This window comes from Modestobacter marinus, from assembly GCF_011758655.1.
Lineage (GTDB): Bacteria > Actinomycetota > Actinomycetes > Mycobacteriales > Geodermatophilaceae > Modestobacter > Modestobacter marinus.
In genome coordinates, this window is the sequence record NZ_JAAMPA010000002.1 from 78,061 (window position 1) to 91,994 (window position 13,934).

At 74.3% G+C, this 13,934-nt stretch carries 15 protein-coding genes; 3 read left to right on the plus strand and 12 right to left on the minus strand.

Going from position 1 to position 13,934, the window contains the following annotated elements:
- From FB380_RS16345 to FB380_RS16370, 6 genes are read right to left on the minus strand one after another with little or no spacing between them, the layout of a single operon-like run.
- The gene (locus tag FB380_RS16345) at nucleotides 1-1,938 is read right to left on the minus strand and encodes a proton-conducting transporter transmembrane domain-containing protein (protein ID WP_166756428.1); all 1,938 of its coding nucleotides are present in this window, start codon (nucleotides 1,936-1,938) and stop codon (nucleotides 1-3) included.
- Complete coding sequence (locus FB380_RS16350; protein WP_166756429.1) at nucleotides 1,935-2,237, minus strand: NADH-quinone oxidoreductase subunit NuoK; 303 nt, start codon at nucleotides 2,235-2,237, stop codon at nucleotides 1,935-1,937. Before FB380_RS16350 ends, FB380_RS16345 begins: the two co-directional genes overlap by 4 nt.
- A complete protein-coding gene (locus tag FB380_RS16355) occupies nucleotides 2,234-2,785 on the minus strand; it encodes an NADH-quinone oxidoreductase subunit J (protein WP_166756430.1) in 552 nt (183 codons plus the stop codon). The genes FB380_RS16350 and FB380_RS16355 overlap by 4 nt, the downstream gene beginning before the upstream one ends.
- Nucleotides 2,786-2,798: 13 nt before the next feature.
- Nucleotides 2,799-3,731: an NADH-quinone oxidoreductase subunit H gene (locus FB380_RS16360; RefSeq protein ID WP_166756431.1), complete on the minus strand. Its 933-nt coding sequence runs from the start codon at nucleotides 3,729-3,731 to the stop codon at nucleotides 2,799-2,801.
- On the minus strand, nucleotides 3,728-4,891 hold the full coding sequence (locus FB380_RS16365) for a hypothetical protein (protein ID WP_166756432.1): 1,164 nt from the start codon (nucleotides 4,889-4,891) through the stop codon (nucleotides 3,728-3,730). Before FB380_RS16365 ends, FB380_RS16360 begins: the two co-directional genes overlap by 4 nt.
- Nucleotides 4,882-5,229 (minus strand): NADH-quinone oxidoreductase subunit A, encoded by a 348-nt coding sequence (locus FB380_RS16370; protein WP_229681925.1) that lies wholly within the window; start codon nucleotides 5,227-5,229, stop codon nucleotides 4,882-4,884. Before FB380_RS16370 ends, FB380_RS16365 begins: the two co-directional genes overlap by 10 nt.
- Before the next feature lie 146 nt (nucleotides 5,230-5,375).
- Here FB380_RS16370 and FB380_RS24835 point away from each other — a divergent pair, with 146 nt between their 5' ends.
- On the plus strand, nucleotides 5,376-5,693 hold the full coding sequence (locus FB380_RS24835; protein WP_229681926.1) for an ArsR/SmtB family transcription factor: 318 nt from the start codon (nucleotides 5,376-5,378) through the stop codon (nucleotides 5,691-5,693).
- Between the two features lie 7 nt (nucleotides 5,694-5,700).
- Here FB380_RS24835 and FB380_RS16380 read toward each other — a convergent pair whose 3' ends face one another.
- Both FB380_RS16380 and FB380_RS16385 read right to left on the minus strand, forming a co-directional pair.
- The gene (locus FB380_RS16380) at nucleotides 5,701-6,450 is read right to left on the minus strand and encodes an SDR family oxidoreductase (RefSeq protein WP_166756433.1); all 750 of its coding nucleotides are present in this window, start codon (nucleotides 6,448-6,450) and stop codon (nucleotides 5,701-5,703) included.
- Between the two features lie 29 nt (nucleotides 6,451-6,479).
- On the minus strand, nucleotides 6,480-7,670 hold the full coding sequence (locus FB380_RS16385) for a PucR-like N-terminal domain-containing protein (protein WP_166756434.1): 1,191 nt from the start codon (nucleotides 7,668-7,670) through the stop codon (nucleotides 6,480-6,482).
- Between the two features lie 98 nt (nucleotides 7,671-7,768).
- Between FB380_RS16385 and FB380_RS16390 the strand changes: the two genes are divergently transcribed.
- The gene (locus tag FB380_RS16390; RefSeq protein ID WP_166756435.1) at nucleotides 7,769-8,875 is read left to right on the plus strand and encodes a ferredoxin reductase; all 1,107 of its coding nucleotides are present in this window, start codon (nucleotides 7,769-7,771) and stop codon (nucleotides 8,873-8,875) included.
- Nucleotides 8,876-8,905: 30 nt separating this feature from the next.
- A complete protein-coding gene (locus tag FB380_RS16395) occupies nucleotides 8,906-10,117 on the plus strand; it encodes a fatty acid desaturase family protein (RefSeq protein WP_166756436.1) in 1,212 nt (403 codons plus the stop codon).
- 83 nt (nucleotides 10,118-10,200) lie between these two features.
- Here FB380_RS16395 and FB380_RS16400 read toward each other — a convergent pair whose 3' ends face one another.
- The 4 genes from FB380_RS16400 to FB380_RS16415 are packed head-to-tail and all read right to left on the minus strand — an operon-like array spanning nucleotide 10,201 to nucleotide 13,822.
- Nucleotides 10,201-10,605: a universal stress protein gene (locus FB380_RS16400; protein ID WP_166756437.1), complete on the minus strand. Its 405-nt coding sequence runs from the start codon at nucleotides 10,603-10,605 to the stop codon at nucleotides 10,201-10,203.
- Nucleotides 10,602-12,131, minus strand: coding sequence for a tripartite tricarboxylate transporter permease (locus FB380_RS16405; RefSeq protein WP_166756438.1), 1,530 nt, complete (start codon nucleotides 12,129-12,131; stop codon nucleotides 10,602-10,604). Before FB380_RS16405 ends, FB380_RS16400 begins: the two co-directional genes overlap by 4 nt.
- Nucleotides 12,132-12,143: 12 nt before the next feature.
- Nucleotides 12,144-12,812: a tripartite tricarboxylate transporter TctB family protein gene (locus FB380_RS16410; RefSeq protein WP_166756439.1), complete on the minus strand. Its 669-nt coding sequence runs from the start codon at nucleotides 12,810-12,812 to the stop codon at nucleotides 12,144-12,146.
- The gene (locus FB380_RS16415; protein ID WP_166756440.1) at nucleotides 12,809-13,822 is read right to left on the minus strand and encodes a Bug family tripartite tricarboxylate transporter substrate binding protein; all 1,014 of its coding nucleotides are present in this window, start codon (nucleotides 13,820-13,822) and stop codon (nucleotides 12,809-12,811) included. Before FB380_RS16415 ends, FB380_RS16410 begins: the two co-directional genes overlap by 4 nt.
- Nucleotides 13,823-13,934: the final 112 nt, after the last annotated feature.

A 13,934-nucleotide genomic window follows, 5' to 3' on the forward strand; every position in this document is an offset into this window, starting at 1 on the left:
CTACCTCACTGCCAGCAGGAGGGCCAGCGCGGCGGCGAGCACCACGGCGGCCGAGACGTAGTACTGGTGCAGCTGGCCGGTCTGGGTGCGCCGGGCCCAGCCCCCCAGCCAGCGGGTGCCGGCGGCCAGCGACCGCACGGCGGCGTCCGGACCGGCCAGGTCGGCCCGGCCCGCGGCGTCGGCGAGCCGGACCGTGCCGGCCGACGAGGCGCGCACCCCGCGGTCCAGCCGGTCGTCGTCGAACCGGGCGGCCCCGGCGGCCAGGTGCAGGGCACCGCGGGCGGTGCCGTGCACGGCGGGGGTCAGTCGCCGGTCGTCGAACCGGGCCAGCGCCTCGGCGGCGCGCAGCACCGGCCGGACGACGACCAGGTCGGTCGCCCGGGCCAGGCCGAGCCAGCCGGTGAACCAGCTGCCCACCCGGCCCCAGGAGACGCGCCTGACCCGCGCGGAGGCCATCACCAGCACCCCGCCGATCGCCAGCAGGGCAGAAATGGCCATTTCTGCCCAGGAGGCGGTGGGGGCGCCGGTCTCGCCGAGGAGCCGGTGCAGCGCCTCGCCCACCGGGGGGAGGGCCAGCAGACCCAGCACGGCGGCGCCGACGGCGAGCACGACCAGCGGGGCCCGCTCCAGCGGCCCCACCCGGCGGGTGCCGTCCTCCTCGGTGTCATAGCCCTCCTCGGCCCGCGCGGGCAGCGGCCGCCAGACCAGCCACAGCACCTTCCCGGCGTAGGCCGCCGAGAGCGCGGCCGCTGCCAGTCCGGCCAGGTAGAGCGCGAGGGACTCCTCCAGGGCCCCGGCCAGCACCTCGTCCTTGGTCGCCCACAGCGACAGCGGGACGACGCCGGCCAGCGCCAGCGCGCCGATCGCGGCGCACACCCCGACCAGCGGCCACAGCCGGGCCGCACCACGCAGCGCGGCCAGCTGCTTGGTGCCCAGCGCGCTCAGCCACGCCCCGGCCACCAGGAACAGCAGCGCCTTGGTGGCCGCGTGCGCCACCAGGTGCGCCGTGCCGCCGGCGACCGACCCGACCCCGGCGCCGAGCACGACGAACCCCAGCTGCGCCGCGGTGGAGGCGGCCAGCAGCTGCTTGAGGTCGCGCTGCGCGACCGCGACCGCGCCCAGCAGCAGGGCGGTCAGCACCCCGGCCCAGGCGGTCACCGGCCCCGCCCAGCCGGTGGCCGCCAGCAGCGGAGCGGTGCGCAGCAGCAGGTAGCCGCCCATCGCGACCATCGCCGCGGAGTGCAGCAGCGCGCTGACCGGGCTCGGCCCCTGCATGGCGGCGGACAGCCAGGCGGTGAACGGCAGCTGGGCGGCCTTGCCGAGGGCGGCCACCAGCACGCCGGCCGCCACGACGTGCAGCCAGCCGCCGTCGGCGCCGGCCAGCTCGTCCAGCGCCAGGCCGGTGCCGCCGGCCAGCGCCGCCCCGGCGGCCAGGTACAGCCCCAGGTCGGCGGTGCGGGTGGTCAGGAAGGCCGTCAGCCCGGCGCCGACCCGGTGCTCCTCCTGCCAGCGGAAGCCGATCAGCGCGTAGGACGTCGCGCCCATCACCTCCCAGGCGAACAGCAGCGTCGGCAGCGTCGTCGCGGTGACGGTGACGACCACCGCGGCGGCGAACAGCAGCATCAACCCGGTGAACCGGGCCCGCGCCCCCTCGACGTCCCCGGCGGAGAAGACCAGCACCAGCAGGGTCACCGCGGTCACCGCCGGCAGCACCACCGCGGCGAGCGGGTCGACCGCCAGCCCGAAGCCGGCGGCCGGCAGGAACGGTGCCTGCACCGCCGGCCGCTCCAGCGCCACGGCGATCGACAGCGCCAGGACGACGGCCGCCGTCCCGATGCCGGTCGCGGGCGCGGCCCGGTCGGCCCGCCGGCCGAGCACGCACAGCAGCGCCCCGACGGCGGCCGGCAGGACGGCGACGGCCCACAGCAGGCCGGTCACTGGGCGAGGTCCGTGGCCATGTCGGTCATGTCGGACTGGCGGGACCGGTGCAGCAGGGTGGCCACGGCGAAGCCCATCGCCATCTCCACCGTCATCGCGGTGATCACCACGAGCAGCAGCACCTGGCCGTCGGGGGTGGGGGAGAGGAACCACCAGAACGCCGCCGCGGCGAGGATGACGCCGTTGAGCATCAGCTCCAGGCCCATCATCACCATGACCACGACCTGCTGGGAGATGGCCCCGTAGAGGCCCACGCTGAACAGCGCGGCCGCGACCAGCAGCATCGTCTGCAGGGTCATCGCCGGGACCCCCCGCGCAGGGCGGTGCCCTTCAGGTCGTCGCCGAGCCGGTCGTAGCGGCCCCGCGGCAGCGCCAGCACCAGGGCGGCGACGATCGTGGCGAAGAGGACCGGCGAGACGGTCATCATCACCAGCATCTTCGACTCCATGATCGCCTCGCCGAGCGAGGTGACCAGGCCCGCGGCCGGGGCGCCGCGGCGGGTCGGCCACGGGACGAGCAGCGCCCCGGCGGCCAGGACGACGAACGTGCCCAGCGAGACCGCCAGGGCGGGGCGCTTGCCGTGCACCATGCTCATCGGCATCAGCGCGGGGTTCATCCCCATGAACATGATCATGTAGATGCCCATGACGGCCATCTCCATGGTCATCATCAGCACGGTGATGACGCCCAGGAACTCCAGGTCGACCAGCAGCAGCACCAGGCCGACGGCGATGAACGACGCGGCCAGCGCGTAGGTCGCCCGGGCCATCGAGTCGACCCGGAAGACGGCGACGCCGGCGGCCACCGCCACGACGGCGAGCACCCAGAACACGATCCCGGTCAGCAACGTCCCTCCCTCCTCAGGCCTGGACCACGACGACGACGGACACGACCAACACCTGCAGCAGCACCAGCGGGAGGGCGACCAGCCAGGCCGGGGCCGCGAACTGCTCCGGGCGGATCACCGGGAGCACTCGCCGCAGCGCGACGAGCGCCGCGAGCAACCCGGCGGTCTTGACCAGCAGCCACAGCCAGGCCGGCAGCAGCGGACCGTGCCCGCCGCCGAGGAAGGCGGTCGCCCCGAAGGCGGCCCCGGCGGTGAGCAGCGCGTACCGCCCGGTGCTGAGCAGCCAGCGGTCGACCCCGGACGCCTCGACGAGCACCCCGCCGGCCGTCGTCGCGCCGGTGGGCGCGGAGAGCGGCCCCCAGACGGAGAACCCGGCCACCGCGACGCAGAAGACGGCGAAGGCCACCGGCATCCAGACGACGAACCACAGCCCGGACTGCGCGGCCACCACGTCCCCCAGCCGGAGGCTGCCGGCGGCGACCGCCGGTGCGGTGAGCGCGAACATCAACGGCAGCTCGTAGGACAGCGCCTGGGCCAGGCACCGGTAGCCGCCGACCAGGGCGTGCGCGCTGTTCGGGCCCCAGCCGGCCAGCCAGACCGCCGCCCACACCAGCACGTCCATCGCGTTGAACCAGACGACGCCCACCGTCAGGTCGGCCACGGTCCACCGGCCGAACGGGACGACGGCGATCATCAGCAGCGCGGCGGTGAGCAGCCCGGCACCGCCGATCCGCTGCAACGGGAGGTCCGCGGCCACGGTGGTCCGGCGGCGCTGGCCGAACAGCCGGGCCGTCTCCGCGACCGGGGCGAGCAGGCCACCGCCCAGCGGCTGCCCGGCCGACCGCGCGGCCAGCGCGCCGTCCAGGCTCGCCGCGGCGGCTGCGACCAGGAGGAGCAGCGCGGCCGCCACCGGCACCCAGCCGACCGAGACCTCGGTGACGGTCACGAGCCTGCCCCCACCGGCACGGTCACCCGGTCGGCGGTGTCCAGGTCGAGCGAGGCCACCACCAGCCGGGCGGTGGCCAGGTCCAGCCCGGTGACCAGCTCGGCCACCGCGCTCAGCTCGGTCGACCGGCGCTGCCCGGTGCCGGTCAGCCAGTGCCGCAGCCGGTCGTGCGCATCGCCCTCGGGCAGCCGGCCCAGGCCGCGCAGCGACCAGCGGAGCAGTCGGGAGCGGGTGATCCGGCGGGTCAGCCGCTCGGCCTCCGGCGGCTGTCCGCCGGCCAGCAGGCCGTCGCGGACCCGCGCGGCCCGGACGGCGGCGTCGTCCCAGCCGGCCAGGACCAGCAGGGTGGCCACCGCGTCCCACCGACCGGCGGGGGTGCCGTGCACCGGCGGGTCGGGCGGGGCGTCGTCGGCCGGCAGCAGGACCTCGGCCCGGGCGGCGACGACCAGGTCGCCCTGCAGCGTGGTGTGCAGCAGCAGGCCGGCCGGCCAGTGCGGCAGCACCGGCCCCAGCGGGACGTGCAGCACGTCCATGTCCAGGCCGTCGGGGTCGGGGAGCTGGTCGTCGCCGCCGGCGCCGGCCAGGCCGATGCCGGCGGGCATCGGCATGTCCATGTCCATGTCCATGTCGCCGTCGCCGGAGTCGTCGCCGCCGCCTTCGCCGGAGTCGTCGTCCATGTCCATGTCGCCGTCGCCGGAGGCGTGGTCCCCGTCGGCGTCGCCCGGGTCGTCGTCCATGTCCATGTCGCCCGAGTGGCCGGAGTCGCCGTCCATGTCCATGTCGCCCATGCCGTCGTCGCCCGCGGCGGTGGTCCCCGGTTCCGGATCGGCCGGCCGGCCGGCGGCGTCGCGCCGCTGGGCTGCGCCGTCGGCGAGCTCGGCCGCCGCACCGTCCAGGACGGCCGGGACGTCGTCGGCGGTGGTGACCTCCGCCCGGGCGCGGGGGCCGGGCAGCTGGCTCCAGACGTGGTCGACCGCGGCGGTCAGCCGGGCGCCGGGGCGCCCGCACACCACCAGCAGGTCGGCGTCGGCGGGGGAGCCGGCCAGCCGCCAGCCGCGGGCCCGCACGTCCTGCTCGAGCGCGCACCGGGTGCGGCTCCAGCCCGGGACCTCCACCGCCAGCACCGCGGTGCGCCGGGCGGCCAGCCGCGTCAGGTCCACCGCAGTGCACCCTCGCGCCAGGCCCAGAGCACGCCGGTCATCAGCACGCCGAGCAGCACGAACATCTCGACGATCGCCGAGGTCCCGATCGAGGCGACCACGGTCGCCCACGGGTACATGTAGAGCATCTCCACGTCGAAGGCGAGGAACAGCAGGGTCATCGGGTAGTACCGCGCCTCGAACCGGGACAGGGCGTGCTCGGCGGGCCGCCAGCCGGAGAGGAAGGGCAGGCTCGCCACCGCATCCGGCGCCACCGCGGTCCGCCGGTGCAGCAGGTACGCCAGCAGCACGCCGCTGACGGCGAGGCCGAACATGGCGGCGAGACTCAGGTAGGCCACCCCGGGTTCCCCCTCGTCCGTTCCGCCTGAGGCCGTGGTCTGACCGCGACCGCGCATACCCGTGCGACCGTCCGGGTAACCGCCTCACCGTGGCAGATCACCCCCATCCGGTCGACCCCGTGCGTGTGGCCTCGGCGAGGGCGCGCGTGCCGAGCCGGGAGGACGCCGCGAGCCTGTCGGCGATGCTGAGCCTGCTGGCCGACCCGACCCGCTCCCGGGTGCTCTACGCCCTGGACGTGGTCGACGAACTCTGCGTGGGCGACCTGGCGATGGCGCTGGAGGCGACGGAGGACGCGGTCGGCTACGCGCTGCGGCTGCTGCGCACCGCCGGCTTCGTGACCAGCCGGAAGGACGGGCGGGTCGTCTTCTACCGGCTGGCCGACGGCTTCCCGGGGCCGCTGCGGGAGCACTGCCTGCGGCAGCTGGTCGAGCTCTCCCGCCAGGTCGCCGACGCGGAGGGCTGACCCCGGCTCAGCTGCTGCGCGCGACCGTCTCCAGGTGCTCGCTGTACGTCCGCCGGCCGTGGACGTACGGCTCGGCCGGGACGAGCGCCCCGCCGGTCATCGCCGCACCCACCCGGCCGGGGAGCCGCACCGGGACGACGAGCCGGCGCTGCCCGGTGGCCCGCAGCAGCCGCCGGACCAGGTCGACCATGTCGTGGTCCTCCGGCCCCGCGATCGGCTGGGCGACCCCCTGGGGTGCACCGTGGGCCAGCTCGACGAGGTGCGCGGCGACCTCGGCGGCGGCCACCGGCCGGCTGGCCATCCGGGGGACGACGACGAGCGGGCGTGGCGAGCGGTCGACCAGCTGGCCGGCGAGCTCGTGGAACTGGGTGGCCCGCAGCAGCGTCCAGGGCACCGGACCGGCGGCCAGCAGCTCCTCCTGCCGCCGCTTGCCCAGGTAGTAGCCGAAGTCGACGGTGTCGGCGCCGACGATCGACGCCGTGACGACGTGCCCCGCGCCGGCCCGGGCGGCCGCGGCGAGCAGCTGGGTCGTGGCCGCGGTGAAGAAGGCCACCGACCGGCGCCGGCTGGCCGTGGTCACGTTCGCGACGTCGACCACCGCGTCGACGCCGTCGAGGGCGGCCGCCAGGCCGGTGCCGTCGGTCAGGTCGACGCCGCGGGACCGGGCGAGCACGACCGGGTCGTCGCCCTGCCGCGCCAGCTCGGCGACCACCAGCGCACCCAGCAGGCCGGTGCCACCGGCCACCGCGATCCTCACGCGCCCATCCTGGCCGATGCCCGGGGCGCTCAGCGGGCAGGCGCCTCCGGGCCGAGGGCGATGGTCAGCTGCAGCACCGTCTGCGGGTCCTCGAGGCGGTCGCCGTACAGGTCGCGGAGCTGCCCCATCCGGTATCGCACGGTCTGCGGGTGCACGAACAGCTCGGCGGCGACCTGCTCGCGCCGCCCGTGGTGCAGCAGCCAGGAGCGCAGGGTGGCGGCCAGCTTCTCCCGGGTGGCCGGGGTCAGGCCGTCCAGCGGGGCGAGGGCGGCGGCCCGCAGGTCGGCCAGGGCGTCCTCGTCGGCCCGCAGCACCAGCTCCGGGAGCCGCTGCTCGGTGTCCAGCGGCGCCGGGCCGGTGGCGCGCAGCCCGAGCCCCAGGGCGCGCAGGGCACGGGCGTAGGACCCGGCGACCGCGGTCCAGGGGCGAGCGGGGCCGACCACCGCGGACCGCCCGTCGAGGGCACGCAGCAGGGCGACCCGGGCGCCCTCGCCGGCGTCGGGCACCAGCAGCACGCTGAGCTCCAGGGCCGGGTCCAGTCCGGGCGGGTCGTCGTCCAGCTGCAGGGTGCGCGGGTCCAGCAGCGCGACGGCGCCGCGGGCCCGGACCTCCGGGAGCAGCACGGCGGTCAGCGTCCGCGGGGGGAGCCAGCCGGCCCGGTCGGCCGCGGGGGTGAGATCGTGCAGCGGGCGCCCGGCGAGCAGCAGCGCGCCCAGCCGCTCGCGGTGGTGCCGGCGGACCCGGCCGGTGGTCTCCAGCTCGTCGGTGTGCCCGGCCACGCTGGCGGCCGACAGCTGGTCGATGTAGGCGAACACCAGCTCGGCGAAGCGGGCCAGCGCCCCGACCGAGAGGCCGGCGCCCACCGCGGTGTCGCTCATGTGCCGCCAGGACACCCGGGCGCCGACCCGGTAGGCGGCCAGCAGCGCGTCCATCGACCGCCCGCTGCGCGCCTCGCCCCGGCCCAGCGAGTAGGCGCCCTCCAGGGCGGGACCGATCGGCCGGCTCGCGTCGGCGCCCCCGGCCGTGGTGGCCAGCTCCAGGAACCCGCCCAGGGCCAGCTGGACGGCGTTGGAGATCGCCCGGCCCATCTGGCCGGCGAAGGCGTCGGCGTAGCTGGGCACCTCGACGACGATGCTGGCCACGGTCTGCTCGGCGACGGCGGGGAGCTGGGCCTGCATCGCGGCCACCACCGACGGTGGGAAGGTCACCTGGTCGCTCATCGTCCGCACCTCCACGTTGTTCGCCGAGGATAGAACTCGGCGTCCGATTCACGTCATCGGCACAGTTCTTCGCCCCTCGCGCGGGTAAGACTCAGTACATGACCGCCACTGTTCCGCGCCCGTCGACGGCCCGTCCCGTGCTGACCACGCTGCGCGACCGGGTGCTCAAGGTGGCCGAGCTCGTCACGACGCCGCTGCTGCCCGCCGACTACCTGGACCTGGTCGACCCGCTGCGCTCCGGTGCCGCGCTGCGCGGCCGGATCGAGGCGGTGCACCGGGAGACCCGGGACACCGCCAGCATCGTGATCCGCCCGGGCCGCGACTGGCTGCCGCACACCCCCGGCCAGTACGTCCGGATCGGCATCGACATCGACGGGGTGCGGCTGTGGCGCGCCTACTCGATCACCTCGGTGCTCGGCCGCGCCGACGGCTGCTTCAGCATCACCGTGAAGGCGATCCCCGACGGCAAGGTCAGCAACCACCTGGTGCACCGCGCCCGGCCGGGCACCGTCGTCCAGTTGGACCAGGCCACCGGAGACTTCGTCCTCCCCGAGGCGCGGCCGGCCAAGGCGCTGTTCGTGACCGCCGGTTCCGGCATCACGCCGGTGATGGGCATCCTGCGCAACCTGGGCGAGGACGCCGGGTGCGACGTCGTCCTGGTGCACTCCGCGCCCACGCCCGAGGACGTCATCTTCGGCGCCGAGCTGCGCGAGCTGGCCGCGGCCGGCCGGATCCGGCTGGTCGAGCACCACACCGAGGCCGCCGGCCTGCTGGACGCCGAGGCGATCGCCGACCTGGTGCCCGACCTGGCCGAGCGGGCCACCTGGGCCTGCGGCCCGGTCGGCCTGCTCGAGGCGCTGGAGGAGCACTGGGCGGCCCAGGGCATCGACGACCAGCTCTACACCGAGCGCTTCCGCCCCCGGGTGCTGGTCACCGGCGAGGGCGGCACCGTCACGTTCGCGAAGTCCGGCCGCACGCTGGAGGCCGACGGCGCGACCCCGATCCTGGACGCCGCCGAGGAGGCCGGGCTGCTCATGCCCAGCGGCTGCCGGATGGGGATCTGCTACGGCTGCGTGCTGCCGCTGCGCGAGGGCGCCGTCCGTGACCTGCGCAACGGGGAGCTGACCACCGCCGCCCCCGGTGACGGCGTCCTGATCCAGACCTGCGTCAGCGCCGCCGCTGACGCCTGCGACATCGACCACTGACCCCCGCACCCCAGAGCTGAGGAGCCGCACATGACCGTCCTGCAGAAGAAGCCCGACAACCCGATCGCCCACCTCTCCGAGGCCGACATCGAGGCCATCGGCCGCGAGCTCGACGCCATCCGGCAGAGCGTCGTGGACAGCCGTGGCGAGGACGACGCGGCCTACATCCGCCGGGTCATCGACGTGCAGCGCAAGATGGAGCTGGCCAGCCGGGCCGTGCTGCTGTTCTCCAAGTTCCCGCCGGCCTGGGTGCTGGGCACCATGGGGCTCTCGGTCGCCAAGATCCTGGAGAACATGGAGATCGGGCACAACATCCTGCACGGGCAGTGGGACTGGATGCGTGACCCGAAGATCCACTCCACGACCTGGGAGTGGGACATGGCCAGCCCGGCCGAGCAGTGGAAGCACTCGCACAACGTGCTCCACCACACGTACACGAACGTGATCGGCAAGGACAACGACCTCGGCTACGGCATCATGCGCGTCGACGAGGACCAGAAGTGGGTGCCGCTGTACCTGCTGCAGCCGGTGTGGAACTTCGTCAACGCCTGCTTCTTCGAGTACGGCATCGCCGCCTACGACCTGGAGCTGGGCAAGAACCTGGCCACCAAGGAGCGGCGGGCCGACCCCGGCTTCCGCGCCCGCGGCAAGCAGGTGCTGAAGAAGATCGGCAAGCAGATGACCAAGGACTACGTCGTCCACCCGGCGCTGTCGGGTCCGTCGTTCCTGCCGACCCTGGCGGCCAACTTCACCGCCAACGTGGTGCGCAACCTCTGGTCGCACTCGGTGATCATGTGCGGGCACTTCCCGGAGGGCGTGGAGACCTTCGAGAAGAAGTCGATCGACGGCGAGACCCGCGGTGAGTGGTACCTGCGCCAGATGCTCGGCTCGGCCAACATCTCCGGCAGCAAGGCCATGCACATCATGACCGGGAACCTGTCCCACCAGGTCGAGCACCACCTGTTCCCGGACCTGCCGAGCAACCGGTACGCCGAGATCGCGCCGCAGATCCGCGACCTGTTCGCCCGCTACGGGCTGCGGTACCACACCGCGTCGCTCCCGCGTCAGGTCGGCTCGGCATGGCACAAGGTGCTCCGGCTCTCGCTGCCCAACGGCTGGCTGGCCCAGACCACCCCGGCCAACGCCCCGGCGCAGGTCGTCAAGCTCTACAAGATGACCACCGGCGGGCCGAAGGTCCGCCGCCAGCTGCAGGGCGCCGCCTGGAACCAGGTCGCTGCCTGACCCAGCTCCACAGCTCGACAGCGCTCACACGACGGAGCCCGCCAGGCAGGTCGCCTGGCGGGCTCCGTCGTGTCCGGGGTGGTTCAGCCGGCGCTGGGGTGCGGCTTGACCGCGAGCACCGGCCGGTCGGCGTCCAGCAGGATCCGCTGGGCGCTGCTGCCCATCAGCAGCTTGCCGACGGGGGAGCGGCGGCGCAGCCCGATCACGATCAGTGAGGCATCGGCCTCCTCGGCCACCCGGAGCACCGAGTCGGCCAGGTCGCCGGTGTGCGGGGTCTGCCGCACCTCCAGGGCCACCCCGTCGGTGCGGCTGCGCTCGGTGAGCTGGGCGACCAGCTCCGGCGGGGCGACGTCGGCGCTGACCGGCGCGCCGCCGCGGGGGCTGTTGAGCACCAGCAGGTCCTCGCCCCGGCGGCGGGCCTCGGCCAGGCCGGCCGCGAAGGCCGCCTCGCCCTCGGGGGTGGGGAGGAAACCGACGAGGACGGTCACACGAGCTCCTTGGGGGTGGTGGTGTCGGAGTGGTCGGCGGAGGTGCCCCGCCGCCGGGCCAACGCGCTGCGGATCGGCGGCAGCAGGGCCACGACCACGAAGACGACCAGCAGTGTGCCGGAGATCGGGCGGGTGAAGAAACCGGTGGTGTCGCCGTCGAAGATCAGCAGCGACCGGCGCAGCGAGTCCTCCAGCAGGGTGCCCAGGACGAAGGCCAGCAACAGCGGCCCCGGGTCGAAGCCGACCTTCTTCATCAGGTAGCCGAGCACGCCGAAGACGATGACCAGGACGATGTCGAACGTGCTGTTGTTGACCGTGTAGACGCCGATCAGCGTGATCAGCACCGTGATCGGCGCCAGGACGGCCGGCCGCACCCGGAGGATCTTCACGAACAGCCCCACCAGCGGGATGCTCATGATCAGCAACAGGATGTTGCCGATGTACATCGAGTTGACCACGCCCCAGAAGAGCTCCGGCTCGTCGGTGACCAGCCGCGGGCCGGGGGAGACGCCCGAGACGAGCAGCGCACCGAAGATGACCGCCATGGTCGCGTTGGCCGGGATGCCCAGCGTGAGCAGCGGGATGAAGGACGACGTCGCGGCCGCGTTGTTCGCCGTCTCCGGGCCGGCCACCCCCTCGACCGCGCCCTTGCCGAACCGCTCGGGGGTCTTGGAGCGCCGCTTCTCCACCGCGTAGGCGGCCAGCGAGGAGAGCGTCGCCCCGCCGCCGGGCAGGATGCCGAGGACGAAGCCGAGCACCGAGCCACGACCGATCGCCCCGGAGGACCGGCGCAGGTCGGCGCGCGAGGGCCACACGTTGGCCACCTTCGCCGGCGCGTGGACGGCGTTGTGCCGCTCCTCCAGGTTGTAGAGGATCTCGCCGAGGCCGAACAGGCCCATCGCGATCGGGACGAAGTCCAGCCCGTCGGCCAGGTTCAGGTTGCCGAAGGTGAACCGCTCGCCCCCGGTGAACGCGTCCCGGCCGACCGTGGCGAGCAGCAGGCCGATGCAGGCGGCGATGACCGCCTTGAGCCGGCTGCCGCTGCTCACGGTCGCGACCAGGAGGATGCCGAGCAGCGCCAGCGCGGTGTACTCCGGCGGCCCGAAGTCGAGGGCGAAGCCGGCCACGACGGGGGCGAGGAAGGACAGGGCGACGATCGAGATCGTGCCGCCGACGAACGAGCCGATCGCCGCGATGCCCAGCGCGGTGCCGGCCTTGCCCTGGCGGGCCAGGGCGTGGCCGTCGAACACCGTGACCACCGAGGAGGCCTCACCCGGCAGCTTGAGCAGCACCGAGGTGATCGTGCCGCCGTACTGGGCGCCGTAGAAGATCCCGGCCAGCATGATGATCGAGGTCACCGGCTCCAGGCCGATGGTGATCGGCAGCAGGATCGCGATGGTCGCGGCGGGCCCGAGGCCGGGCAGCACGCCGACGAGCATGCCGACGACGACGCCGATCAGGCAGTACAGCAGGTTGGTGGGTTCCAGGACGACGGCGAAGCCGTCGAGCACCGGGGCGACGTCCACTCAGACCCTCCTTCAGAACAGGTGCGGGATGGGGACCGAGAGGGCGGCCACGAAGACCAGGTAGAACGCGACCACCACGCCGAGGCTGACGAGCACCGACGAGCGCCAGGTCTCCCCGCCGAGGAAGCGCAGCCAGACGAAGGCGAGCAGCGCGGCGGGGATCTCGAAGCCGATGACCTCGATGACCGCGACGAAGACGACCATCGTCGCCAGGCCGGCCACCACCAGCCAGGACGAGCGGGAGAAGCGCTCGGCGTCCGAGGTGCTGGTATCGGGGGCGCCGGCGTCCGGCGAGGTGGTGCGCGCGTCGAGCGCGAGCGCGAGGCCCAGGACGACGATGACGACGCCCAGCACCATGGGCCAGGTGCCCGAGCCCGGGTTGCCGGCGCTGCCGGCCCCGAGCGAGAGGGAGCCGACCACCGCGGCGACGCCGAGCGCCACCACCAGGACGGCGACGACCACGTTCGTGGTCGTGCCGGCCGGCGGGGGCCGGTGCTCGGCCTCCACCTCGACCTGGTGGGCGTCCTCCTCGACGTCGTGCAGCGTGGAGGCGTGCGGTCCGACGGGGTGCGCCGGCCCGGCCGTCGAGGTCGAGCCGGCGTCCTCCCGGGGGGTGGCCCCGGCGGCCGTGCTGCCGCCGGGGTGCCCCGGGGTGGTCGCCCCGTCGTGCGCAGAGGTCACTGCTCTCCACCGAGGTCGATGTCGTACTCCTCGACCACGCTGCGGTACCGGTCCAGGTTCTCCGTCCACAGGTCCCGGATCTCCTCACCGTCGAGCTCGTTCGGGGTGAGCAGGTTGTCCTCGTTGAACTGCTGGTAGGCCTCCTCCTCGAAGGCCGCCTGGAACCCGTCGCGCAGCGTCTGCATGACGTCGTCCGGCACGCCCTGCGGGGCGAAGACGGCGCGCGACTGCTGGACCGGCACGTCGTAACCGGCCTCGACGGCGGTCGGGGTGTCGGGGAGGTAGCTGGGCCGCTCCTCGGCGAAGGTCACGATCGGGGTCAGCTCGCCGGCCTCGATCTGCTCGATCGCCTCGCCGAGCTGGATCGAGCCGACGTCCACCTGGCCACCCAGCACGGCGGTCAGGGTGGGGGAGCCGCCGTCGAAGGGGACGGCGGTGGCGTCGATGCCGGACTGGGCGAAGAGCAGCTCCTGGGAGAGCTGGCTGCCGGTGCCCACGCCCGTGGTGCCGAAGGTGATCGGGCGCCCGGCGGCAGCGAGGTCCTCGACCGTGGTGAAGCCGGAGCCGGGCGCGGTCACCAGGACGTAGTCGTCCAGCGAGAGGCCGGTGACGATGTCGAAGTCCGCGATGTCCGGCGCCTCGCCCTCACCCACCGCGAGCGGGGTGATGTAGGCCAGGCTGCCGTTGTAGACCATCAGCGTGTGGCCGTCGGGCTCCTCGCCGGCCAGCTCCTGGGCGGCCAGCGCACCGTTGGCGCCGGGCTGGTTCTCCACCGTGACCGGGACGCCCAGCTCGTCGGACAGGCCCTCGGCCGCCGCGCGGGCGATGAGGTCGGTGCTGCCGCCGGGGTCCTGGCCCACCAGCACGGTGATCGGGTCGTCGCCGGGGAAGTCCGCGGCGTCGGCGTCCGAGCCGCCGCCCACGTTGCCGCCGCAGGCCGCGACCGAGAAGGTCAGAGCCAGCCCGAGACCGGTCACCGTCCAGGGGCGCGCGCCGAAGTGCTTGTCCATGTCGTTCTCCTCTTCGAGAAGCCGGCGGTCCGGCTGCAGGCGCTGTGAGTGCGGTCACGCACCGAGCCAGGGCAGCGTAAGAACGACCGGCGATGCCTGTCCAAGAGCGATG

Excerpts from the sequence above, each read along its gene's own strand:
- FB380_RS16395 (WP_166756436.1), top strand. The coding sequence starts at position 8,906 with ATGACCGTCCTGCAGAAGAAGCCCGACAACCCGATCGCCCACCTCTCC.
- FB380_RS16415 (WP_166756440.1), bottom strand. The coding sequence starts at position 13,822 with ATGGACAAGCACTTCGGCGCGCGCCCCTGGACGGTGACCGGTCTCGGG.
- FB380_RS16390 (WP_166756435.1), top strand. The coding sequence starts at position 7,769 with ATGACCGCCACTGTTCCGCGCCCGTCGACGGCCCGTCCCGTGCTGACC.
- FB380_RS16350 (WP_166756429.1), bottom strand. The coding sequence starts at position 2,237 with ATGACCCTGCAGACGATGCTGCTGGTCGCGGCCGCGCTGTTCAGCGTG.
- FB380_RS16385 (WP_166756434.1), bottom strand. The coding sequence starts at position 7,670 with ATGAGCGACCAGGTGACCTTCCCACCGTCGGTGGTGGCCGCGATGCAG.